At 71.2% G+C, this 23,869-nt stretch carries 16 protein-coding genes and 4 pseudogenes; 14 read left to right on the top strand and 6 right to left on the bottom strand.

Annotation, left to right across the window (positions count from 1 at the left end; all coding sequences use genetic code 11):
- Nucleotides 1–36: 36 nt before the first annotated feature.
- From ACQ95T_RS10320 to ACQ95T_RS10305, 4 genes are all read right to left on the bottom strand, one after another.
- A complete protein-coding gene (locus ACQ95T_RS10320; RefSeq protein ID WP_425944339.1) occupies nucleotides 37–390 on the bottom strand; it encodes a hypothetical protein in 354 nt (117 codons plus the stop codon).
- Between the two features lie 31 nt (nucleotides 391–421).
- On the bottom strand, nucleotides 422–826 hold the full coding sequence (locus tag ACQ95T_RS10315) for an ester cyclase (protein WP_425944341.1): 405 nt from the start codon (nucleotides 824–826) through the stop codon (nucleotides 422–424).
- A 45-nt stretch (nucleotides 827–871) separates the two neighbouring features.
- Nucleotides 872–3,592, bottom strand: coding sequence for an ATP-binding protein (locus tag ACQ95T_RS10310; RefSeq protein ID WP_431472893.1), 2,721 nt, complete (start codon nucleotides 3,590–3,592; stop codon nucleotides 872–874).
- A 219-nt stretch (nucleotides 3,593–3,811) separates the two neighbouring features.
- On the bottom strand, nucleotides 3,812–3,994 hold the full coding sequence (locus ACQ95T_RS10305; RefSeq protein WP_425944345.1) for a hypothetical protein: 183 nt from the start codon (nucleotides 3,992–3,994) through the stop codon (nucleotides 3,812–3,814).
- A 180-nt stretch (nucleotides 3,995–4,174) separates the two neighbouring features.
- Between ACQ95T_RS10305 and ACQ95T_RS10300 the strand changes: the two genes are divergently transcribed.
- On the top strand, nucleotides 4,175–4,756 hold the full coding sequence (locus ACQ95T_RS10300; RefSeq protein WP_425944347.1) for a DapH/DapD/GlmU-related protein: 582 nt from the start codon (nucleotides 4,175–4,177) through the stop codon (nucleotides 4,754–4,756).
- Between the two features lie 270 nt (nucleotides 4,757–5,026).
- On the opposite strand, the pseudogene merA reads toward ACQ95T_RS10300, so the two are convergent.
- Nucleotides 5,027–6,495 (bottom strand): annotated as a pseudogene (gene merA, locus ACQ95T_RS10295) (mercury(II) reductase).
- A 54-nt stretch (nucleotides 6,496–6,549) separates the two neighbouring features.
- Between merA and ACQ95T_RS10290 the strand changes: the two are divergent.
- From ACQ95T_RS10290 to ACQ95T_RS10245, 10 genes and pseudogenes are all read left to right on the top strand, one after another.
- Nucleotides 6,550–6,939 (top strand): heavy metal-responsive transcriptional regulator, encoded by a 390-nt coding sequence (locus tag ACQ95T_RS10290; protein WP_122263854.1) that lies wholly within the window; start codon nucleotides 6,550–6,552, stop codon nucleotides 6,937–6,939.
- A gap of 1,160 nt (nucleotides 6,940–8,099) precedes the next feature.
- Nucleotides 8,100–9,191 carry a DUF3375 domain-containing protein gene (locus ACQ95T_RS10285; RefSeq protein WP_431472892.1) on the top strand — a complete coding sequence of 364 codons (1,092 nt, stop codon included), beginning with the start codon at nucleotides 8,100–8,102 and terminating at the stop codon, nucleotides 9,189–9,191.
- A complete protein-coding gene (locus ACQ95T_RS10280) occupies nucleotides 9,145–9,528 on the top strand; it encodes a DUF3375 family protein (protein ID WP_431472891.1) in 384 nt (127 codons plus the stop codon). The genes ACQ95T_RS10285 and ACQ95T_RS10280 overlap by 47 nt, the downstream gene beginning before the upstream one ends.
- The gene (locus tag ACQ95T_RS10275; RefSeq protein WP_425942516.1) at nucleotides 9,525–10,115 is read left to right on the top strand and encodes a DUF4194 domain-containing protein; all 591 of its coding nucleotides are present in this window, start codon (nucleotides 9,525–9,527) and stop codon (nucleotides 10,113–10,115) included. The genes ACQ95T_RS10280 and ACQ95T_RS10275 overlap by 4 nt, the downstream gene beginning before the upstream one ends.
- The gene (locus tag ACQ95T_RS10270; protein ID WP_425942517.1) at nucleotides 10,108–13,530 is read left to right on the top strand and encodes an ATP-binding protein; all 3,423 of its coding nucleotides are present in this window, start codon (nucleotides 10,108–10,110) and stop codon (nucleotides 13,528–13,530) included. The genes ACQ95T_RS10275 and ACQ95T_RS10270 overlap by 8 nt, the downstream gene beginning before the upstream one ends.
- A 67-nt stretch (nucleotides 13,531–13,597) precedes the next feature.
- Nucleotides 13,598–14,785: a Wadjet anti-phage system protein JetD domain-containing protein gene (locus ACQ95T_RS10265; RefSeq protein WP_425942518.1), complete on the top strand. Its 1,188-nt coding sequence runs from the start codon at nucleotides 13,598–13,600 to the stop codon at nucleotides 14,783–14,785.
- Between the two features lie 246 nt (nucleotides 14,786–15,031).
- Complete coding sequence (gene cysM, locus ACQ95T_RS10260; protein ID WP_425942519.1) at nucleotides 15,032–15,946, top strand: cysteine synthase CysM; 915 nt, start codon at nucleotides 15,032–15,034, stop codon at nucleotides 15,944–15,946.
- A gap of 596 nt (nucleotides 15,947–16,542) precedes the next feature.
- A complete protein-coding gene (locus ACQ95T_RS10255; RefSeq protein ID WP_431472890.1) occupies nucleotides 16,543–17,037 on the top strand; it encodes a DUF1697 domain-containing protein in 495 nt (164 codons plus the stop codon).
- 683 nt (nucleotides 17,038–17,720) lie between these two features.
- A pseudogene (locus ACQ95T_RS10250) lies at nucleotides 17,721–18,047 on the top strand (MFS transporter); the annotation flags it as partial.
- Nucleotides 18,048–18,147: 100 nt separating this feature from the next.
- Nucleotides 18,148–19,098, top strand: a complete 951-nt coding sequence (locus ACQ95T_RS10245) for an MFS transporter (protein WP_431472889.1) — start codon at nucleotides 18,148–18,150, stop codon at nucleotides 19,096–19,098.
- Nucleotides 19,099–19,174: 76 nt separating this feature from the next.
- Here ACQ95T_RS10245 and ACQ95T_RS10240 read toward each other — a convergent pair whose 3' ends face one another.
- The gene (locus ACQ95T_RS10240; protein ID WP_431472888.1) at nucleotides 19,175–19,672 is read right to left on the bottom strand and encodes an FMN-binding negative transcriptional regulator; all 498 of its coding nucleotides are present in this window, start codon (nucleotides 19,670–19,672) and stop codon (nucleotides 19,175–19,177) included.
- A 208-nt stretch (nucleotides 19,673–19,880) separates the two neighbouring features.
- Here ACQ95T_RS10240 and ACQ95T_RS10235 point away from each other — a divergent pair.
- The 3 genes and pseudogenes from ACQ95T_RS10235 to xdhB form a co-directional block, all read left to right on the top strand.
- Nucleotides 19,881–20,420 (top strand): annotated as a pseudogene (locus ACQ95T_RS10235) (2Fe-2S iron-sulfur cluster-binding protein); the annotation flags it as partial.
- A gap of 20 nt (nucleotides 20,421–20,440) precedes the next feature.
- Nucleotides 20,441–21,328 (top strand): annotated as a pseudogene (locus tag ACQ95T_RS10230) (FAD binding domain-containing protein); the annotation flags it as partial.
- Between the two features lie 96 nt (nucleotides 21,329–21,424).
- On the top strand, nucleotides 21,425–23,869 hold the full coding sequence (xdhB, locus tag ACQ95T_RS10225; RefSeq protein ID WP_425942523.1) for a xanthine dehydrogenase molybdopterin binding subunit: 2,445 nt from the start codon (nucleotides 21,425–21,427) through the stop codon (nucleotides 23,867–23,869).

Here is a 23,869-nt window from a genome sequence, read left to right as displayed (position 1 = left end):
GCCCCGTCTACGGGTCCGCGTCAGGGTTGGCTGCCTCTAGCGGCGGACTCCCCAGAGGTCCACCTCGAGACCGGCAGGATCCACATACCAGCAGTGGACGGCGTTCGGGTCCTCGGCGTCGAACCCTGGGATGTCGATGGTCACAAATGGACCCTCGCCCGATGGTAGGACGATCTCGACATGCATGGGGATGATGACCTCGTCCGTGCCGACGACGTGGAAGGGCGTGCCGAAACCGGCAGGGGTCAGGTAGGTGTGCACCGTTCCCTCCTCGCACTCAAGGACCCGCTCGTGGGTCCAGGAGGGGGGTGGGGTCCCGGGGACCGCGGTCGGGAACACCAGACCGAGGCCGCTCAGGAGAACGACGGGTGCGACGAGCCGGATGACCATGATCTTTTCTCCTTGTCCCGTGCGCCCGGCGTCAGGCGACCTGCTGCAGGAAGTTCGACACCAGGAGGTAGACGTCGGCCTCCTGCACGTAGCCGTCAGCGATGCGGTAGCTGACGACCAGCGGGACGCGCACCTGCCGCCCCGTCGCGGCTACACCGGCGAACTCCCCGGTGTGCGTGCCCACGACGAACCCCTCGAGGACCGCGGTTCCCTCTCCCACGGTGGTGCGCACCACCTCCGCCCGCGCCTGGAGGGCGACGTGGTAGACGTGGTGCAGCATCGCGGCGATGGCCTCACGCCCGACGTAGTCCTGCCCCGAGGCGACGTCGTGGAAGACCGCGTCCGGCGCGATCAGCGACGTGTCGTGCTCGGCCGCGTAGGCCTCCAGCACCTGCCTGGTCTCCTCGACGGACTGTGTCCCCTGGATGATGCTCATCAGACTCCTCCTCCGGTCTCCCGGCGGGTGCCGGATGACCGGACGCTAGGAGTCGGGTGTTCCCGCCGTGTTCCCGTCGGCGAGGCGTCGCGCCACCTCCTCGGCCACGTCGGGGTCGGCAGACCGCTCCACCGCGTCCTGGGCGGCATGCGCGGCCCGGTCGGCCTCCTCCGGGCGTCCGAGCCTGCGGTAGAGGCTGGCCAGGTGCGCCTGCGCCACGGCTGCGTGCCGGTGGTTCGCCGTGCCGCGGAGGAGGTTCAGCTCCTCCGTCCGGGCCCGGACGGCACCGGCCGGGTCGCCGCGGGCCTCGTGGACGTCGGCGGCGATGCGCAGGCCGACGCTGAGCACATACCTGTCCCGGCTGCGGCGGAGGATCCGGATGCCCTCCTCGACGGCACCCAGGGCCGCGTCGAGGCTGCCCAGTTGCAGGAGCACCCGGCCTCGGTGGATCAGGATGACCCCGCGCCGGTGGTGGTCGGCACCCACCCCGTCCCGGGCGAGCGCCCGGTCCAGGAGCGTCAAGCCGTGCTCCGGGGCCCCGAGAGCCACGTGGGTCATGGCGAGGTAGTCGAGGGACCAGGCCGCCAGGTCCCAGCTGCCCCCGTCCTCGAACACCCTGGTGGCACGCTCGAGGATCGGCAGCGCTTCCAGGGCGCGACCGCGCCGGTGCAGTGTCCACCCCAGCTCGGTCTCGAGCACCGCGCGGGCCAGCTCGTCGGTCACCGCCAGGAGGCCGACCTCGAGCACTCCGGCCGTCTCCGCCATGCGTCCGGTGCGGTAGTGCAGGCCGGCCAGCCGGCGGTAGCATCGCGCGCGCTCCAGCGGCTGCTCGGCCAGCCCCAGCCCTGCCCGCAGAGCCCGTTCCGCACCCTCCGGGTCGCCGAGCAGCAGGCGGCACCGTCCCAGGTCCAGCCAGCCGTCCACGGCAGCGGCCCTCAGGTGTCGCCTGGCCTCGGCAGTGCTGTCGGCGAAGGCCGCGAGGGCCTGCTCCAGGATCCTCGCGGCCGCCTCGGGGGCGAAGGCGCGCAGCACGCGGCCACCGCTGGTCAACCCGGCGGCGGCGGCGCCGGGCGCCCTCTCCCCGGTCGGGTATGCGGTCCAGGCGGCGAGCGTGTGGCCGGCGGCGGCCTCCTCCAGGTCACGCCGCCCAGTCTCCCCGGCGAGGTGGCCCAGGGCGTGCGCCAGCTGGTCGTGCAGCTCACAGGCACGCACCGCCGTCAGGTCTGCGACCACCACCTCGCGCAACAGCGGATGGACCGGCCGCGGGGCGGGAGACACGGGGTCGAGCAGCGAGTGCGACCGCAGCTCGCCAAGAGCGCGGTCCACCTCCTGCTCACCCACGACGTGTACCAGCAGCGGGACGGTGGCTCGCTCGGCAGCCAGCGTGAGCACCTCCAGCACCTGGCGTGAGGTGGTGCTGAGCGGGGACAGCCGCCGGCGCAGCAGGACATGGATCCGTTCCGGAATGTCCCCTCCCACCACGGGGGCTCCGCCCGCGCCCCGTGCCAGCTCGGTCAGGAAGAACGGGTTGCCGCCGCTGCGGGCCACCAGGCTCTGCACGACCGACTCCGAGGCCACCGGGTCGGTGGCGCGGTCCTGGTCGATCAGCCGGCGTGCCAGGCGAGCGGTCTCCCGGGAGGTCAACGGCGTGATGCGCAACGTCGCGGTGGTCGACGGCACGGTGGGCAGCGGGTGGTCGCTCTCGTCGCTGCGGCCGGCCAGCAGCAGGCTCCACCTCCGACCGTTCGTGAGCGTACAGAGCCGGGACAGCAGCGACCGCAGCGCGGCGTCTGCCCAGTGCACGTCGTCGACGACCAGGGCCAGCGGCTCGGCATACGCGTCGAGCACGGCGGCGACGTCGTCGGCCAGGCGGACCGCGGACCAGCCCTGCGGGCTGCCGGGGCGACCCCGCTCCAGGGCCTCGATCACGGGACGGGATCCGGTGTGCCCGAGCCGCAGCGCCGAGACCAGTGGCGTGAAAGGTCCTCCCTTGTCGTCGGCCACGCAGGTGGCCCACCGGACGAGGCACCCCTGGTCGCGCAGGTCACGGGCCGCCCCTCGCAGCAGGTGCGTCTTGCCGATCCCCGCCGGCCCGTGGAGCAACCAGCTCTCCCCGCCCCGGGCCGCGGCCGGCACCCGTTCCGCGAGCCACCCCAGCTCGGCCTCGTGGCCGACCGTGAGGTCGGGTCCGTCCGCGCGTTCCCCGCGCTCCTCCCGGCCCTCCGCGAGGCGGCGCAAGGGGGGCGGGGGCGGCCGCCGCAGCTCCTGCGCATGGACGAGCCGGCACTCGGCCCAGGCGGTGTCGAGCTCGGCCGGGCCGCGTGCGGCCGCGGCGGTCAGCACCGCCTCCCAGGCCTCGGCGTCGCACGGGTCGTCGGCCAGCACCCGGCTCCAGTCCGCCTCGCGCCCGCTGCTGCGGGCGAGCGCGAGCGCCGTTTCCCTGGCCAGTACCCCGTGGGCGCGCCGCTCCTCCTGAGCCCAGTCCTCGTAGAGGTCCTCGGACAGCAGCTGGTCGGCCCGGGCCAGCACGGCGCGCAGCTCTGGCCAGACCGCACTCGGCGGCGGAGAATCCAGGGCACGTTGCGCCAGTTCGGTGTCGCGAGCGAGGTCGGTGCGCACCTCCACCGTCCCTGCGATCCAGACAGTCACGGAATCGCCCAGGAGCACCCCGGGGCCGACCACGGTCCGTGCCTGGCTCAGCGCCTTGGACACGTTGCGCAGGGCCCGGTCCGTCGGCAGATGGCCGAACAGGTGGTCGGCGATCACCTCCCGCGGGGGCCGACCGGGCGGGGGAGAGGGCCAGGAGGGCCACCAGGCGTCGGGCGGCCGGACGTGGCCAGTCGTCGCGCCACCCTGCTGCGGTGCGAACGGCCACCCTGCCGAGCAGTCTGACGTCGAGGACCCCGCCGGCCTCCCCACGAGCCATGGGACGAGCGTAGCGGCGGGCCCACGGGGTGCGGCAAGTGAGTGCGCTGACCGGAGGCTTCAGCGCTTCGGTGGTAACTCCCGGTTGGCGAATTCCTCGATCCAGTCGACTGCGGCGTCGGGCAGCAGCAGTTCGGCGGAGTCGCCGTCCTTCGTCCACCACGGGTCTGAGCCTGCGGGTCCACCCACCTTCTCAATCTGCTCGACGATCGTGGACGGCACCGGGTTCGCGTTGTTCGCCATCAACCGAGCCCTCGTCTCCGACGACAGCCTTGGGCCACCACCGGCAACTCATGCGCCCTGTCGAACCAGAACCGGGTCGGCGGTGCTGCGCCAGCCCGCCTGCTTCCACCCCGTCGGCGCCTGATTGGGCGGGCTGCCCGGTGAGAGCGTCCACGGCACCAGCGTGGCAGGATCGCCAGGATGGACCTGCACGAATTCCTGGACCACGTGAACCGAGGCGCGCTGATCGAAGGCGGCTCAGAAGAGCACCGGTTTATGCACGGCGCTGCCCAGGAGGCGCTGCGGACGGTCGCGGAGATCAACACCGGCTACCGCACCCCCGAAGAGGTGCGTGGCCTGCTCACGCGGCTGACCGGAAAGACCGTAGACGAGTCGGTTGTCGTGTTCCCACCGTTCTACAGCGAGTTCGGAAAGAACCTGACGTTGGGCAAAGACATCTTCATCAACAGCGGTTGCCGATTCCAGGACACAGGCGGCATCGTCATCGGCCACGGCACCCTCATCGGCCACGGCACCACCCTGACCACCCTCAACCACGGGGTAGACCCCGCTCGCCGGGCCGACATGAGCCCGGCCCCGGTCACGATCGGGGACAAGGTGTGGCTCGGTGCAGCGGTGACGGTCGTCCCAGGCGTGACCATCGGCGACGGCGCGATCGTCGGCGCCGGTGCAGTCGTGACCAAGGATGTCCCGGCCAACGCGGTCGTAGCCGGCGTGCCCGCCAGACTCATGCGCTACACCGGCTTCGAAGCCACACCTTGACCCCGCACTTCGCGACCGGCGCAAGCTCGGTCGCCCGTCAACGACGACCTGCCTACTCAGCCCCCGCATCTCCATCTGCCCCCTCAGGGTGAGAACGACCAGCGGCAGATGGGGACGTTTGAGAGGTCTCCCAGTGAGTGCATAGTTATGCAGTCAGAGGTCTCTGTCGAGATGGCCTGCGGCGGTTCGACTGAGGGTCGGTTCGGCCAGCACGTCTGGCCGCGCGTCTGTCTGACGATGTGTCCGCAAGGGGATCCCTATACGCGGGTTTCATGCCGCGCAGCAGGAGAGTTTGGTGATGTCGGTGGTGAAGGCCTGGGCGGTGAGCTTGAGGCCTTCGGCCATGGTCAGGTAGGGGGGCTCCAGAGGTTGGCGACCTGGTCGGTGGTCATGCCGGCGTCGAGGATGTAGACGCCGGCGGCGGCGAGGTCGCCGGCGTCCTGGGCGAGGGCGGTGATGCCGATGATGCGTCCGGTGTCGGCGTCGGTGACCATCTTGATGAGCCCGCGGGTGTCGCGGTTGACGATCGCGCGTGGGACGTGCGCGAGGGACAGGACGCGGCTGTCGTAGCGGATCCCGGTGGCGGAGGCCTGCTGGCCGGTCATCCCGACGGTGGCCAGGGCGGGGCTGGTGAACACGACCCGGGGCAGGTGGCGGTAGTCGACCTCACGGCCGGCGCCGGTGAGGGCGTTGTCGGCGACGATGGTGCCGTGGGCCGCGGCGACGTACACAAACTGCGGGTGGGCGGTGACGTCACCGGCAGCCCAGATGCGCGTGTTTGTGGTTCGCAGGTGATTGTCGACGACCACCGCGCCGTGGTCGCCGGTGCGCACGTCGACGGTGTCGAGGCCGAGGGTGCCGATGACCGGGCGGCGCCCGGTGGCGACGAGAACCTCAGCGCCCCGGAGCTCCTGTGAGCCGCCGCCGGCGGTGGTGGCGGTGACCGCGACCTCGCCGGCGGCCTGGTCGCGGCGGACCGCGGTGGGCACCGCCCCGCGGATGATCTGGATGCCTTCGTCGGCGAAGATCTCCTGCAGGGCGGTGGCGGCCTCGGGTTCTTCGTGGGACGCCAGGCGGGAGCGGACCAGCATGGTGACCCGGGCGCCGAGCCGGGCGAAGAGCTGGGCCTGCTCCATGGCGACATAGCCGCCGCCGATGACCAGCAGCGATTCTGGGACGTGGTCCAGCTCCATCGCGGTGGTCGAGGTCAGGTAACCGGCCTCCTGGAGACCGGGGACCGGCGGCACCCAGGGCGTGGAGCCGGTGGCAATGAGGTAGCGCGCGGCGCGGACCCTCTTCACCGTGCCGCCCGGGCCGGTGACGCGCAGCGCCGGCTCGGTCGGCGTGCCGACGAACGTGGCCTCCCCGGGCAGGAGGTCCCATCCGTACTCGGTAGCCAGGTCCACGTACTTCTCGCCGCGCAGCGATCCGACGAGCTCATCCTTACCGGCGACCAGGGCGGGCATCTCCACCGGCCCGACGCCGGGGACCGGCAGGCCGGGGAACCGGGCGGTGTCGAGTGTGACGTGGCGGGCCTCGGCGGCCGCGAGCAGGGCCTTGGAGGGCACACACCCGGTGTTCACGCAGGTACCACCGACGGTGCCCCGCTCGATCATCACCACCCGCTTGCCCAGGCTGGTGGCGCGGATCGCGGCCGCGAACGCCGCCCCACCGGACCCGATCACCGCCAGGTCATACGACCCGCCCTTTGCCGTTGCCGTCATGAGCTCCTCCTTCATCGCCCTCAGGATCGACCTTCCAGGGCACTGGAAGGTCAAGGCAGAATGAGTGGCATGCGGATCGGTGAGGTGGCCCAGGCGTCAGGCACGACAACCAAGACCCTGCGGTACTACGAGGAATTCGGGCTGCTGCCCGCCGCGGACCGGACCCCGGCGGGGTACCGGGACTACGGGCTCGACGTGCTCGACCGGCTCGACTTCATCGGCCGGGGGCAAGCCGCCGGGCTGACCCTGGCGCAGATCGGCCAGGTGCTGGACATCCGCGACCGGGGGCAGGCCCCCTGCCAGCACGTCACCGACCTGCTCGACACCCGCCTCGAGGTGATCGACCGGCAGCTCGCCGAGCTCGCGCAGCTCCGCGCCAAGATCGCCGACCTGCGCGAGGACGCCGCCGCCGGCGACCCGGCCACCTGCTCCCCCGAAGACGTCTGCCGCTACCTGTAACCCCCGAGGGTCACGGGCCCGTGGCACCATCGCGACATGGTCGATGACACCCAGCAGCGATGCTCGTGCTGCGGCCGCCTGCGGCCACGCAGGTCGCTCCACGCACTGGGTAGCGAACCGGCCTACATCTGCCGAAGGTGCGGGCTCTGGGTCGCCCTTCGCATCTCCCGCGACTGAACGACACCGCCCGCAACGCGAAGACGCCGCCAGCCGGGCGGGCGGGGGTCAGTAGCGCGGCGCGTCGCCGGGTCCCTGACGAGCTAGAGCTCGGCCTCTCTACGGCACCTTGGCGCTGTCAAGCTGGCGATGCAGCAAGCTGGCGAACCCCAGATACTCCAGCGCCGCCGTTCCGATTAAGGAACCTTGAACGGGAATGATGCAGGTCAGCGAGTGCATCCCTGTTCGGGTGTCCGATAAGACCCGCCCGAGAAGAAGCCCGGTCAAGGGGTGCTGAGTGGGACACGGCCGAGGAGGTCCAGACCGGGGTGCGAGGTGACCGCCGGGCGTGTACGCGTCCTGTCGGCCGCCAACGGTTCGCTCTGTGACCGACGCTCCACCAACGGTATAGACATCCCCATGAGTGCATGGGTATGCCATCCAACAAGAGCGCGCACATCGGCGTGACAGCGATGTAACGCACCTGTGCGTTCCCAAGCCAGGTACCTCAGGGGGTCGTGACGTCCTGCCATGGAGCGACGGGTCACTGGGGAGCGGACGGGGGAGTGAGGGACTCCCGCCCGTCATGGCATGACGTCGGTCCGGGGCGCGGGTTCACCCGAGTGCCGTCGAGAGAGGTGTGCCTTGCATGCCCCTCTGACCTGCGGTTACGCTCCGATCTGGATGTCCAGGGTGTGTGTCCCATGTGGGCAAGTCCCCCTCCGGACACCACACAGGCCTGTGAACTGCGGAGACGCGGTCGGCCTTCCCTGTCGGCGACGTTAACCCCCACGTGGTCGGTGCCTCGACCGCGACGATGCCGCAGAGAGCCAATGAGCCGCACACATAAGCGCCAGGCCTGCGTGGAGCGGGTCGCCTTGCGCTGAGGTGGTTCGGGGGGTAGGAATCCGTTGTGCCGGCGAGGCCCGGTTCTGGCTCTGTCGGTGCTCATCCTTAGGCTGACGTCCGACAGCAGAGCACCGAGGACGACGGACGGGCTGAACGTGGAGCACGACGAGATCGAGTTGCTGCGGGATGGGCATCCCTCGTGGCGCTTGTTGCGTGCCGGAAATGCGGCTCTCGTGCTGTCCTTCCTCGGCCGCTACTTTGTCGAGCAAACCCACGGGGCGGTGAGCGCGACCGAGCTGGCGGCGGCCCTGGACGATCAGCTGTATGCGCTCAACCTCGCCGTGCCGGACCGCCCGCGCTATCCGCGAGCGGCCGCGGACTACCTGCAGGAGTGGGCGGCTACTGATGCGGGGTGGCTGCGCAGGTTCTACCCGCACGGGTCGGACGAGGTGCACTATGAGGCCACCAGCGACCTGGAGAAGGCCTACGCCTGGGTGACCGGGCTGCGCGCCCGCTCCTTCGTCGGCACCGCCTCCCGCCTGGAGACGGTCTTTCACCTGCTACGCCAGATCGCCCAGGGCGCGGAACGCGACCCCGACGCCCGTCTGGCCGACCTCCACCGCCGCCGGGAGGAGCTCGACACCGAGATCGAGCGCGCCGAGGCGGGCGAGGTGGTGCTGCTCGACTCGACGGCGCTCCGTGAGCGTTACCAGCAGTTCGCCGGTACTGCCAAAGAGCTCCTGTCCGACTTTCGCGAGGTGGAGGAGAACTTCCGCGCCCTCGACCGCGGCGCGCGTGAACAGATCGCTTCCTGGCAGGGCGGCAAGGGAGAGTTGCTCACCGAACTGGTCGGCAGCCGGGCCGACATCACGTCTTCCGACCAGGGGCGCAGCTTTCAGGCGTTCTACGATCTGTTGCTCTCCGAGACCCGGCAGGACGAGTTGTCCGAACTGCTCACCAGGGTGCAGTCCCTGGGGGAGGTCGACCCGGACCGGCGGCTGCGCACCATCCACCACGACTGGTCCGATGCCGCCGAGCGCACCCAGCGGACGGTGCGGCAGATCTCCGAGCAGCTGCGCCGCTTCCTCGACGATCAGCTGTGGCTCGAGAACCGGCGGGTCCTCGACCTGGTCCGGTCGGTCGAGGCAGCCGCTCTGGTCCGCCCGCGAGTCCCCACCGCCCTTCGGGCTGGTCGTCGACGTGCCCGGCGTCGAGATCTCCCTCCCGTTCGAGCGACCGCTCTATGACGCGCGCCCGGTCGCCGAGGTGGACAGTGTGCTGGACCTTCAGGCTGAGGCCCAGGTCGACCTGTCTGTCCTGCTCGGCCAGACCTTCGTCGACCAGGCCCGGCTGGCCGACCACATCCGCTCGATCGTGCCGCCTGCCAGCACGGTGCTGCTGGAGGACATCGTGGACTTCTACCCCGTCGAGCAGGGCGCTGCGGAGATCGTGGGCTACCTCGCGCTGAGCGACGACGACCTCGAGGTCGTCATGGACGAGACCCAGGAGAGCGTCATCGAGTATGCCGACAGCACCGGTCGACGTCGGGCGCGTCTCCCTCGCGTGACGGTGAGACGACGATGAGGACACCCGAGGAGCAGGCCGTCGCTGCCGCGATCATCCGACTGATGCGCGGCGTCGTCTATCGCGAGGCCGACGAGGACGGCTGGTCCACGCTGGCACGTCACGCCGCAGCGGTGCGCGACCACTTCAGCACGATCGGTGTCCAGCTCGTCGTCGACGACGTAGAGGGTTATGCATACCTGCGCAACGCGGACGAGGACGACGCGGAGGAGCCTTTGCCCCGGCTGGTTCGTCGTCGCAGCCTCACCTACAACGTGAGCCTCCTGATCGTCCTGCTGCGCAAGCGGCTCGTGGAGTTCGAAGCCTCCGGAAGCGAAGGCAAGCTGGTGCTGACCCGAGACCAGATGATCGACGCGCTGCGCCTGTTCCTGCCGGAGTCGAGCAACGAGGCACGCGTGATCGATCAGGTCGACACCACGATCCGCAAGGTTGGCGAACTGGGCTTCCTGCGCCAGCTTCCTCGCCAGCCCGACCAGTGGGAGGTGCGACGCATTCTGAAGGCCTACGTCGACGCCCAGACGCTGGGCGACTTCGCCGGCAAGCTGCAGGAGTATGCCGGCACTGCCCCGGGTGGTCACGATGACTGACGCATTGTTCTCGGCAGTGGAAGTTGCGCCGACCGGCCGCGCCGGGTACCGCCTGCACCGCCTGGAGGTCCTCAACTGGGGCACCTTCGACAAGCGGGTCTGGCGGATGACGCCCGCAGGCGACACCGCTCTGCTCACGGGCGACATCGGCAGCGGCAAGTCCACGCTGGTCGACGCGATGACCACGCTGCTGCTGCCGGCCCACCGCATCTCCTACAACAAGGCAGCAGGCGCCGAGTCACGCGAGCGGACGCTGCGCAGCTACGTCGAGGGGCACTACAAGTCCGAGCGGGTCGAGGCCACAGGAGCCTCCCGGGCGATCGGCCTGCGCGACAGCCGTTCCTACTCGGTGATCCTGGCCGTCTTCGCCAACGAGGGACAGGATGAGACGATCACCCTCGCGCAGGTCTTCCAGCAGCGTGACAGCTCCGGCCAGCCATACCGTTTCTACGTCACTGCGGGGCGCGAGCTGGCCATCGAGCCGGACTTCGTCGACTTCGGCAGCTCGCTCAACGACCTGCGCCGCCGGCTTCGCGCCGGCGGGGCGGACCTGCACGACGACTTCCCACGCTACGGCGAACGGGTCCGTCGGCTCCTCGGCATCCGGTCCGTGCAGGCGATGGAGCTCTTCCACCAGACGGTGTCCATGAAGTCGGTCGGCAACCTCAACGAGTTCGTCCGTCACCACATGCTGGAGCCCGCCGACGCGGCCCAGCGGGTCGCCGAGATCGTGGGCCACTTCGAGGACCTCACGAAGGCGCACGACGCGGTGAAGCGGGCCCGTGAGCAGCTCGAGGCCCTCCAGCCGCTCGTGGCCAGCAGCGGCAAGTTCGACGATGCCACCGCGCGGCGCAACGATGCCGAGGCTCAGCGGGAGGCCGTGCGCATGTTCATCGCCGAGCGGCGGATCGACCTGCTGGCTGCGGAGATCGATGCCAACACCGCCGAGCGCGACGCGGTGGCCGGGCAGGTCGAGCGGGTCAGGCAGCGGCAGCAGGACGTCGGCCGCACCAAGGTTGACCTCATCGAGGCACGCGCACGTGCGGGCGGCAACCGGGTAGCCGAGCTCGAGCGCTCCATCGCGGCCGCACGGGACGAGGCCGGCCAGCGGCGTGAGCGCTGGGCCCGCTTCGACACGGCGGTCCGCGTCGCGGAGTTCGACCCGGTCACCGACGGCGCCGGCTTCACGGCGACGCTGGCCCGCGCCGAGCAGCTTTCCTCCGAGCTGGCCCGTCGGCGTGAGCACCTCGACGACGAGCGCACCACCCTGCATACCCAGAAGGTCGACCTGCTCAGGGAGGCCGAGCGGATTCGCACCGAGCTGGCCAGCCTGGCTGGTCGCAGCAGCAACGTGCCCAGCAGCCAGCTCGACGTCCGCGCGCAGCTGTGCCGGACGCTCGGGCTGGACGAGGCCGAGCTGCCCTTCGCCGGAGAGCTCCTCGACGTGCGTGAGGAACTCAGCCGGTGGCGCGGCGCCGCGGAGCGGGTCCTGCGCGGCTTCGCCCTCTCCCTGCTTGTGCCGCAGCAGCACTACGACGCTGTCTCAGCCTGGGTCGACTCCCACCGGCTGACGCACCGCCGAGGTGACGGCCGTGTCACCGGTACCCGTCTCGTCTACGAGCGGGTTCCCGCCCGGCGGGTCCGGCTGCAGCACGTCGACGTGCCCGGTGCGCTGCTGCTCGCGGACACGGTCGAGGCTTCCGCCGGCCCCTTTCACGACTACCTGCGCGACCAGCTCACCCGTCGTGCCGACCATCGCTGCGTCGAGACCATGGAGGAGTTCCGCCGGGAGCACCGGGCCGTCACCGCGCAAGGTCAGGTGCGTTCCGGCGACCGCCACGAGAAGGACGACCGTTCCCGCGTCGACGACGCCCGCTCCTGGGTCCTCGGCTGGGCCAACGAGCGCAAGGTCGAGGCCCTCACCGAGCAGCTGATCGGTCTCCAGCGGGAGATCGAGCCTCTCGAGGCACGCACGACCGAGGTCCAGGCGGAGGTGACCGCCCTCGCGGCCCGGCTGGCGGCCCTCAGCCAGCTGTCGGCATACGGCTCCTGGGAGGAGCTGGACTGGGCCGGGGCCGAGGCGCGGGCCGGGACCGACGAGCAGGAGCGGCAACGGCTCGTCTCCGGGTCCTCCGAGCTCTCCGAGATCACCCGCCGGCTGGAGGAGAACGACCGGGAGTCCGGCGAGCTGGGGGAGACGCTCTCACGGCTCACCGGCGACATGCGGGTGCTGCAGGAGCGGATCGACCGGGCCGAGAGCTCGCGCGACCGGGACGAGCGGTTCGTGACCTCGCAGCAGCAGGATGACCTGGCCCGGGCGCGCATGTCGTACGAAGCCCTGGAGGAACGGCTCGGTGCCGACCTGCCGCGCGACGCCGACTCGTGCGGGCCTGCCCAGGAGGTGCTCACGGCCGACCTGCAGGTCCTCATCGACCGGATCGGCCGCGAGATCGGCGGCTACACGCAGAGCCTGCTGCAGTACATGGGAGATGTGCGGCGCCGCTGGCCCGAGGCGACGACCGAGATGGACGTCAGCATCGAGGCCCGAGCCGACTACCTGGCCCTCTACCAGCGGGTGGCCGACGACGACCTCCCGCGCTTCGAGGAGGAGTTCAAGCGTCAGCTCAACACCAACACGATCCGCGAGCTGGCGCAGTTCAACAGCTGGCTGCGGCGGCAGTCCGACGAGATCCACGGCCGGGTCGACCGGATCAACGAGGCCCTCGGTGCGATCCCTTACAACGAGGGCCGCTACATCCGGCTGGAGAGCGAGCGCACGGTCAACACCGAGATCCAGGCCTTCCGGACCGACCTGCGCAAGGCCACCGACGACACGCTCGGGCCGGAGGGCGACCAGTACTCCGAGCAGCGGTTCCTCGACGTCGAACGCCTCATCGAGCGGTTCCGCGGGCGCGAGGGACACGCCGAGTCGGACCGTGCGTGGACGCGGCGGGTCACCGACGTGCGCAACTGGTTCACCTTCTCCGCCTCCGAGCGCGACCGCGAGACCGATCAGGAGTGGGAGCACTACCGCGACTCTGACGGCAAGTCCGGCGGGCAGAAGGAAAAGCTCGCCTACACGATCCTGGCCGCCTCGCTGGCCTACCAGTTCGGGCTGGAGTGGGGTGCCGAGCGCGCGCGGGACTTCCGGTTCGCGGTGATCGACGAGGCTTTCGGGCGCGGTTCGGACGTGTCCACCCGCTACGCGCTCGACCTGTTCGCCAAGCTGGGACTGCAGCTGCTCATCGTGACCCCGCTGCAGAAGGTGCACGTCATCGAGCCCTACGTGCAGGCGATCGGTTTCGTCGACAATCCCACCGGCAGCTACTCGAGGCTCCAGACGCTCACGATCGAGGAGTTCCGGGAGGTCCGGACCAAGCAGGTCCAGGAGGCACTGGCCGGAGCGCGCGGATGAGATCGCCGTTGGTGGGCGGCCGACCGGCCCGGATCTTCGCAGGGATGGCCGTGGAGGGTGAGTTCGTGTGACGAGGAGATGGTCCACGGCAGCCGATGTCCGGACCCCCGTGCGACGTCGCTGGGACGACGGCACCCTGCTGCGGTGCTACGCGGCGGGGGAGCCCTTCCCCGTGATCGACGTGCCTTTGCGCCGCCCTCGTGCTTCGGAGATCGGTGACGATCTCGGAGCTGTTCAGGACTGGGCGGCCGCCCTCGCTGCGGGATCCAAAGGAGGGGCGTACTACCACGTGACCTATGAGGAGGTCGGCGGTCGCGTCATCGGTCGCAACGAGTTGCCCGGTCGGGCGGTGGTGCGGTCCTACGGGCAGGCGTGGGCGCTGCTGGGCGTGACGACCGAGGTACGTCAGCTCGACCAGATCCTGGCCCTGCTGGCCCAAGAGCCGGTGCTGCGTCATTGGGTGGGGGCCAACCCGCTCAAGGCTCTGCAGTTCGGAGCGTCCTGGGATCGGTTGATGCAGGCCTACCGCTGGCTCCTGGCGGCGCGGGGGAGCGGGCGCTACCTGCGGGAGGTCGACGCCCCGGGTGTCGACACGAAGTTCATCGAACGGCACCGCTCCGTGCTGGCGCACCTGCTCGAGGTCCCTTCGACCTCGGCAGGATTTGTGACCGCCTTGGGGCTGCGGACCAAGCCAGAACTGGTCCGGTTGCGGATGGACCCGACGTTGGGACTGGCAGGGGAGTTCTCCGAGGCGGTGCTGCGCGTGGAGGAGGCGGCTCAGGCCCAGGTGAGCGTGCGTTCGGCGATGATCGTCGAGAACGAGATCAGCTATCTCAGCGTGCCCGTCCCCGACGACGGTGTAGTCATCTGGGGCAAGGGCTTCGAAGTCGACCGAGCGGGTGCGCTTCCGTGGCTTCGGCAGACCCAGGTGCACTACTGGGGTGACCTCGACACCCACGGGTTCGCGATCCTGGATCGGTTGCGCGCCTGGTTGCCGCAGACACGCTCCGTACTGATGGACCGGCAGACCCTGCTGGAGCATCGCGATCGCTGGGGACGGGAGCCGAGCCCGACGTCGGCGCGCCTTGATCGGCTCACCCAGCCCGAGGCCGGGCTATATGCCGACCTGGTCTCCGACACGTTCGCCGAGCGCGTGCGGCTGGAGCAGGAGCGGATCGACTGGGCCTGGGTGAACGCCCATCTGCCGTGCGTGGCGCCTCAGCGACGTGCGGGCACGGTGGACGACCCGCGATAGGGCGCTGCGACGAGATGCGGCTACGCGTGTGGCTATGACCGTGCACGCGGCAAGCGCACTCAGGTCCGTGAAGGACCGCCTGTCCGCGACGGCGGCCACTCCTGACGCCCTCGAGCGGGTGTGTACGTTCTCCCGGCCAGCCTCATCCTCGCGGGGGCGATGCGTGGGTCATCGTCGCGGGGGCGATGTGTGGAGTCGATCAGTCGGCGCGATTCTTCGGCGGTTGCCGCCGCTAGACTCCGGCGGGTGAGCAACTCTGGGCCGTACCTCACGATGGAGGACGTCATCGGCGGCACCCCGCTGGTGCGTCTGCAGCGCCTTCCGGGGCCGGCGAACGAACGCCGCGGCAACGTGCTGCTCGCCAAGCTGGAGGGGAACAACCCGGCCGGCTCGGTCAAGGACCGGCCGGCGATCAGCATGATCCGGGGCGCCGAGGCGCGAGGGGAGATCTCCCCCGGCGACACCCTGATGGAAGCCACGTCCGGCAACACCGGGATCGGTTTGGCGATGGCGGCGGCGATCAGCGGCTACCCGCTGGTCATCGTGATTCCCGAGAACGCCTCCACCGAGCGGATCCAGACGATGGAGGCGTACGGAGCCGACCTGGTCCTCACCTCGGCAGAGGGCGGCATGGAAGAGGCCCGCGACGTCGTGACGCGGATGGAGCGGGAGGGTAGAGGCCGGGTCCTGGACCAGTTCGGCAACCCGGACAACCCCCGTGCCCACGAGAACGGCACGGGCCCGGAGCTGTGGCGCCAGACCGAGGGACGGATCACGCACTTCGTGTCCGCGATGGGAACCACCGGCACGATCACCGGGGTCTCGCGGTTCCTGAAGTCGCGCAACCCCGGTGTCCAGATCGTCGGGGCACAGCCCGCGGAGGGCGCGAAGATCCCCGGGATCCGGGCCTGGCCACCGGAGTACGTGCCGAAGATCTTCGATCCGTCAGCGGTGGACCGGACCGTGGAGGTCACCCAGAACGACGCCGAGGAGACGGCCCGCCGGTTGGCCCGCGAGGAGGGCGTCTTCGGTGGTGTCTCCGCGGGCGGCGCTTGCTGGACCGCCCTGCAGGTGGCCGAGGATGTCGAGGGGGCGACGATCGTCTTCGTGGTCTGCGACCGCGGCGACCGGTACCTCTCCAGCGGCGTGTTCCCCGCCTAAGAGGCTTGGCCGACTGCCGCGATGAAGACTTCCATGTCGCGGTAGCCCGATCGTGAGCCGACCGGGGCGACCCACAACCACCTCGAGCCGGCTGTCTCGTCTTCTTCGTCGCTCTCATCCGTGCGGAATCGTCGTACACGGCCTGTGGCCAGACCTGCCCCGTGATCAGGTCGACTCGCCCGCCCCCGTGGGTGGGGTCGCCCTCGCGCACGCCGGCGAGCTCCTCCACATCCGAACGGAACGGCCCCATCAGTGGCTGGGGGCCATCGACCACCCCGCCGCGAGCGTCCGGCCAGGTCGGTGTCGCCGTCCCATCCCCGCGCGCCTGCAGTCGTGCGGCACAGGCTCGCGCCAGGTCACGGGAGTCGGCCGATCCAGAGGTGACCTCGACCAGGAGAGCATCCCCCCGCAGCGCCTCGGCGCGGTCACCGCCGTCGATGCGCAGGCATCGTCGAACCTGCTCGGCGACCGGTACCCACGGTCCTGCCCCGGTGGCCGCATCAGGTCGCACCCCTCCGACCCTGCCTCTTGCTACCGTTGCCCGGGTGCCTCAGTACGCTGCGCTTCTGCGGGGGATCGCGCCGAGCGGTACGAACATGACGAACGACAAGTTGCGCGGCGTGTTCGAGCGGCTCGGCTTCGCAGACGTGGCCTCGGTGCTGTCCAGCGGCAACATCGTCTTCCGCAGTCCTGACGCCGACGCGCACCTGCTCGAGCAACGGATCGAGGACGCGCTCGCTGACGACCTCGGCCTGGCCAACCGCGCGATCATCCGCTCCCACAGCGAACTGCGCGTGCTCCTTGACAGCGACCCCTTTCCCGGAGTGACGCATGGGCACGACACCTACGTGACGGCGACCTTCCTCAAGGACGCCGCGACAACCCCGGAGCACATCCCCGCCCAGCCCGGCCTGCGCACAGAGGTCGTCCGTTACGACGGGGCCGCCCGCGTCGTCCTGGCGATCACCGACAACAGCGACGCCAACCAGACGTCGGGCTTCATGGCCTGGCTGGAACGGACCTATGGCAAAGACATCACCACACGCAGCTGGCTCACCGTTCAACGCATCGTCAAGAGGCTCGAAGGGTAGTCCCGTGCCATCGCAGACCACCCCGACCGGCGGCACGGCCGGCGCCTCATGAGCAGGGCCCCGCGATCGACCCGCTGCAGCGGCAGTGTGCGGAGGTCGTCCAGGGCGACGGACGACACGATGAGCGTCCAGCTCGCCGCCCCGCGCGAGACCGCGCCACACCGACACGACCTCCAGGTCGATCAGGTTCGGCGCCGCCAGGTCCGCACCGCGCAGCCGCGCGCGGAGGTGGTCTCCGTCCGGTCCGTCGTCGAGCAGGGCGATCCGCTGGAACCAAGGAGGGAACGAAGCGCACATCGGGGAGGCGTGATGTCCGCCCGTGACGGGAGGGCCGTCCGACAGCGGCTGGGAGTGGAGCGAGCAGCCCAGACGTTCGTGCCTCGTGCCACACCCGTCGCGGGCACGACGTCAAGTGTCGGGGCCGGCGTCGGCACGCACCTGACCGTCGGGGAAGGGCACGCCATGGTGGGACGGCGACGTTCAGGGCCGCCAACCTGGCCGTGCACCTACGATACGGTCAGCTGACTGGGTCCGACGTCGAGACGGGATGGTTCTTCATGCCCTCTGACCTGCGACGACGAGCAGGTTCTGTCGATGCCCTCGGCATGAACCCCACGCCACCGACGCGGCGGCGCACCCGTTGATCGAGCTGGGCCGGAGACGGACGGGCATGGGCGGCGCGGATGGGTACTGAGCTCCGGCGACAGGTGCACAACATCGGGCGTCGGCGCGCCTGGGCGATCTGGCTGGTCGGCCTGTCCGTCTACACCCTCGCGGTCTTCCACCGGACGTCGCTGTCCGTGGCAGGGATCATCGCCGCCGAGCGGTTCGACATCACCGCCGCCCAGCTGTCGACCTTCACGGTGCTGCAGCTGGCGGTCTACGCGGCCATGCAGATCCCGGTCGGCGTGCTCATCGACCGGTACGGCTCGAAGCTGCTTCTGCTGGTCGGTCTGACGCTGATGACCGCGGGCCAGTTCTGGTTCGCCCTCGCCGGGACCTTCGAGGCCGGCGTCGCCGCCCGCGTCCTCCTGGGGTGCGGGGACGCCATGGTCTTCACCAGTCTCCTGCGGGCTGATCGCCCTGTGGTTCCACGTCAAGCAGGCCCCGATGGTCACGCAGCTGACCAGCATGGTCGGCCAGCTCGGGGCGGTCGCCGCAGCCACTCCGCTGGCGGCGGCGCTGGCCCGGTTCGGCTGGACCTGGTCCTACGGCATCGCTGCCGGGGTCGGTGTCGTGCTGGGTATCGCCCTGGTCATCGTCGTGCGTGACTCGCCGTACACCGGCGAGGCCGTCGAGCGCATCAAGATGCGTGCCCTGGCACGGACCATGGCCGAGGTGTGGGGCAACCCCGGGACCAGGCTGGGGCTCTGGGTCCACTTCTCCTCCCAGTTCGGACCCACGGTCTTCACCATGCTGTGGGGCTACCCGTTCCTGATCGCGCAGGGTCTGGAGTCGACGCTCGCCAGCGGGATGCTCATCCTGATGACGGTGACCGCGATGGTCGCCGGCCCCGTGGTCGGTCTGCTGACGAGCCGGATCCCCTACCACCGCTCCACCCTGGTCCTGGTCCTGGTCACCGCCATCGCCACCGTCTGGGCGGTGGTCCTGCTGTGGCCGGGTCCGGCCCCGCTCTGGCTGCTGGTCCTGATGGTCATGGTCACGGCCGTCGGTGGTCCCGGCTCCATGGTCAGCTTCGACCTGGCCCGCACCTTCCACCCCTCGGAGCGCTACGGCCGGGCCAACGGGATGATCAACATCGGCGGGTTCGTCGCTTCCCTGCTGACGATCGGACTCATCGGGCTGGTCCTGGACCTACGGGCTCCGGGCGGCCCCGCGACGTACGAGCTGGCCGACTTCCGGGTCGCGATGGCGGTGCAGTTCCCCTTCTGGGCGCTGGGGGCCCTGCAGCTGGTGCGCTACCGCCGGAAGGGTCATGCGCTGATCGGCCGGCACCCCGGAGCCATGCAGGCACTGCGGGAGGGACAGGCCGTGCTGCCCGGGCTGTCCGGCCCGGCCGACCCTGGACCCGACGACGAGGCCCCGCCCTCGCGGCGGTAGCCCGACCGACGGGCCGCCGGGTCCGGGAGGGCTGCGGACCGGTGTCGGACGCAGCGACGGCAGACCGGCCCCGTACCTAGATCAGGTCCCCCTCGGTCGGGGGACGGATCCGGCGCATCTCCTCGGCGAGGTCGGGGTTGCGTCGCTCCAGGTGGGCGATCACGTTCTCGACGACGCCCGGCTGCTTGTTCTGGCTGAGCTTGGCCCGGGCCTCGAGGCGTTCGACCCGCAGGCGCAGCCCGACGGTGCCCCTGGCGGCGGTACGCGTGCCGTGCTCGTCCTCGCTCAGGCTGCGGCCACCCGGGTGGTGCCGCTCGAAGTGGTCGGTCAGGTGGCGCAGGACGGCGTAGTTCTCCTCCTCGGTCAGGATCTCGGGGGTGCCGTACAGGTGGGCGGTGACGTGGTTCCAGGTGGGGATGACCTCGCCGGGCGGGTACCAGCTGGGGGAGACGTAGTCGTGCGGGCCCTGGACGATGACGAGGATCTCGTGCTGCCCGAGCTCGTGCAGGGTCTCGTCGGGGCGGCCGAAGTGGCTGACGATCGAGAGGTCCCCACGGCCCTCCTCGACCAGCACGGGGTAGTGGGAGGCGACCAGGCCGGTGCTGGCGGCGGAGACGAAGGTGGCTCAGGGGTGCCTGCGGACCAGACGCTCGACCTCGGCGGGATCGGTCATGAGGAAGGCGGGGGTATGACGCATCGGGGGCGTTCTTTCGGTCTGGCAGGGTGACGGGGAGCCGCGGTCGAGAGCTGGGGGGGTCCCCGACACGGTCGCACCCCCGGGCATGGTGCACAAGACCGCGCCGGGCCCACCGCGGTCGCTAGGATCGTCGGGTATGACGCCCACGTCGCGCCCGGCGACCGCGCAGACGCCCGCCCCCTCCCTCACGGTCAACGGCACGTCCGTGCCCCTGGCCGGTGCGACGCCCCACACCACCACGCTCGACTGGCTGCGGGACCGCGGGCTCACCGGTGCCAAGGAGGGCTGCGCGGAGGGGGAGTGCGGCGCCTGCGCCGTCCTGGTCGCCCGGCCCGACACCGGGACGAGGACCCCCACCCGGTGGGACGCGATCGTCTCCTGCCTCGTCCCCGTGGCCGCCCTGGACGGGCAGGAGGTGGTCACGGCCGAGGGGCTGGGCACCCCCGACCACCTCCACCCGGTCCAGCAGGAGCTGGCCGACCGGGGCGGGTCCCAGTGCGGCTACTGCACCCCGGGTTTCGTCTGCGCCATGGCGGCCGAGTACTACCGGCCCGACCGCCATGGCGCTGCCGACGCCCGCACGCTCGGCCCGGACGAGGAGCACGGGCCGGACGGGTTCGACCTGCAGGCCCTGTCGGGCAATCTGTGCCGCTGCACCGGCTACCGACCCGTCCGCGACGCCGCCCACGCCCTGGGCCGGCCGACGACGCCCGACCCCCTCGCCGAGCGGCGCGAGCGTCCTGCGCCGCGCCCACGCCATACCCGGCTGGTGTCCGACGGCGCCGAGATCGTGCGCCCGAGGGACCTGGCCGAGAGGCGGTGCAGCTGCTCGCCGACCACCAGGACGCGGTGCTGCTGGCCGGCTCGACCGACGTGGGTGTGGACCTCACCCTCGGGGGCGCCCGGCCCTCGTTCCTCCTCGCCGTCGACCGGCTCCCGGAGCTGCGCGCCCTGGAGCACACCGACGAGGAGGTCCGGATCGGGGCCGCGCTGAGCCTCAGCGAGATCGAACGCCGTCTCGACGGCCGGGTCCCGCTCCTGGCCCAGCTCCTGCCCCTGTTCGCCTCCCGCCTGGTCCGCAACGCGGCCACGCTGGGCGGCAACCTGGGCACCGCCTCCCCGGTCGGCGACGCGGCCCCCGTGCTGCTGGCCCTGGAGGCCTCGCTCGTGCTCGCCGGGCCGGACGGGGACCGCGTGGTGCCGCTGGCCGCCTACTTCACCGGCTACCGACAGAGCGTGCGCACCCCGGGCGAGATCATCCGTGAGGTCCGCGTCCCGCTGCCGCCCGCCCCTACCGCGGCCTTCCACAAGGTCGCCAAGCGCCGCCTCGACGACATCTCCAGCGTCGCCGTCGCCCTGGCCCTGGACGTGGTCGACGGCACCGTCGCCCGGGCCCGGATCGGACTCGGCGGCGTAGCGGCGACCCCCCTCCGTGCCCTGCGGACCGAGCAGGCGCTGGAGGGTATGCCGTGGACGCGCGCCACCGTCGACGCGGCCGCCGGCGTGCTCGCCTCGGAGGGCACGCCCCTGTCCGACCACCGGGCCAGCGCCCGCTACCGCAGCGCCATGCTCGGCGGTGCGCTGCTCAGGCTCCACGCCGACCACCCCCGTGCGGGGGGACGACGGGTCGTGACCTCCCTCTCCGAGCGCCCCGCCCGGGCCGTCGTGGGGCGGAGCGTGCCCCACGAGTCCGCCGTCCTGCACGTCACGGGCAGGGCGCTCTACACCGACGACCTCACGCCCCGGACCAAGGACGTCCTGCACGCCTGGCCCGTGCAGGCTCCCCATGCCCACGCCCGGGTCACCGGCCTGCGGGCGGAGCCGGCCTCCGCCGTCCCCGGGGTGGTCCGGGTCCTCACCGCGGCGGACGTCCCCGGGGTCAACGACGCCGGCGTGAAAGATGACGAACCGCTCTTCCCGACCGAGGTCTGCTTCCACGGGCACGCGGTCTGCTGGGTGCTCGGGGAGAGCCTCGAGGCCGCCCGGCGGGGCGCTGCGGCGGTCGAGGTCGACTACGAGCCGCTGCCGTCGGTCGTCACCCTGGCCGAGGCCATCGCGGCCGAGAACTTCCAGGGCGCCCAGCCCACGGTCCGGCGCGGCGACGTCGAGGCCGGCCTGGCGCGCGCGGCCCACGTGTTCTCCGGCGAGCTGGAGATGTCCGGCCAGGAGCACTTCGCCCTCGAGACGCAGGCGGCGCTGGCGACGGTCGAGGAGGACGGCCGGCTGTTCGTGCAGAGCAGCACGCAGCACCCGAGCGAGACGCAGGCGATCGTGGCCCAGGTGCTGGGGCTGTCCGCGCACGAGGTCACGGTCCAGTGCCTGCGCATGGGCGGCGGCTTCGGCGGTAAGGAGATGCAACCGCACGGGTATGCCGCGGTCGCCGCCCTGGGTGCCGTGCTGACCCGACGTCCGGTCCGGGTGCGGCTCACCCGGACCCAGGACCTCACCATGACGGGCAAGAGGCACGGCTTCCACGCGACCTGGCGGGTGGGTCTCGCCGAGGACGGGCGGCTCGAGGCGCTCGAGGCGACGCTGACCTCCGACGGCGGGTGGTGCCTGGACCTGTCCGAGCCCGTGCTCGCCCGGGCCCTGTGCCACGTCGACAACAACTACTGGATCCCCGACGTCCGCGTGACCGGTCGGGTCGCGCGGACCCACAAGACCTCCCAGACAGCCTTCCGCGGGTTCGGCGGACCGCAGGGGATGCTCGTCGTCGAGGACGTCCTGGGGCGGTGCGCACCGCTGCTCGGCATCGAGCCGCACGAGCTGCGCCGACGCAACTTCTACGCGGACGGCCAGCGCACGCCCTACGGACAGGTCATCACCCAGGCCGGACGGGTGCACCGGGCCTGGGACCAGGTCACCGAGAGCGGCGAGCTCGAGCGGCGGCGCGCGGAGATCGCCCGGTTCAACGCCGGGCACGAGCACGCCAAGCGGGCCGTGGCGATCACCCCGGTGAAGTTCGGGATCTCCTTCAACCTCACCGCGTTCAACCAGGCGGGGGCGCTGGTGCACGTCTACAAGGACGGGTCGGTGCTGGTCAACCACGGCGGCACGGAGATGGGCCAGGGGCTGCACACGAAGATGCTGCAGGTGGCCGCGACCAGCCTCGGGGTCCCGCTGGAGACGGTGCGCCTGGCGCCCACGCGCACCGACAAGGTGCCCAACACCTCCGCGACGGCCGCCTCGTCCGGGGCCGACCTCAACGGCGGCGCCGTGAAGGACGCCTGCGAGCAGATCACCGCCCGGCTGGCCCAGGTCGCTGCGCAGCGGCTCGGCGTGCCCGCGCCCGACGTGCGGTTCGTCGACGGTGTCGTGTCCGGGCTGGGGGTCGCGCAGACGCTCCCGTGGGAGGAGGTCGTCCGCTCCGCCTACTTCGCGCGCGTCCAGCTCTTCGCCGCCGGCTACTACCGGACGGAGGGCCTGCACTGGGACTCCGGCGTCATGCAGGGCAGCCCGTTCAAGTACTTCGCCCACGGGGTCGCGGCGGCCGAGGTCGAGGTCGACGGCTTCACCGGCGCCTACCGGACGCTGCGGGTGGACATCGTCCACGACGTCGGCGACAGCCTGTCGCCGCTGGTCGACATCGGGCAGATCGAGGGCGGCTACGTCCAGGGGGCCGGGTGGCTGACGCTGGAGGACCTGCGCTGGGACGAGGGCGACGGGCATGACCGCGGGCGGCTGCTCACGCGGAGCGCCAGCACCTACAAGCTGCCGAGCTTCGCGGAGATGCCGCAGGACTTCCGCGTCAGCCTGCTCGAGCGGGCGCACGAGGACGGCGCGGTCTACGGGTCGAAGGCGGTGGGGGAGCCGCCGCTCATGCTGGCCCTCGCCACCCGTGAGGCGCTGCGCCAGGCGTGCGCGGCCTTCGGTCCGGAGGGCACGAGCGTGGACCTGGCCATCCCGGCCACTCCGGAGGCCGTGTTCTGGGCCGTCCAGGAGGCGCGCGCCCGCGCTGACGCCGCCGGTGACGTCGAGGAGGGCGGTGGCACCGCGCCGCCTGCGGCCGACCCGACCGCACCGGACCGGCGCCCGGAGTCGGAGACCGCCCTGCACCAGCTCGGGGGGCGGTGA

Origin of the sequence: Ornithinimicrobium carbonis (genome assembly GCF_050703245.1) — a bacterium.
Taxonomy (GTDB): Bacteria; Actinomycetota; Actinomycetes; order Actinomycetales; family Dermatophilaceae; genus Ornithinicoccus.
Note: the sequence above shows the minus strand (reverse complement) of the source record. Positions and strands in the feature narration are given on the sequence as shown.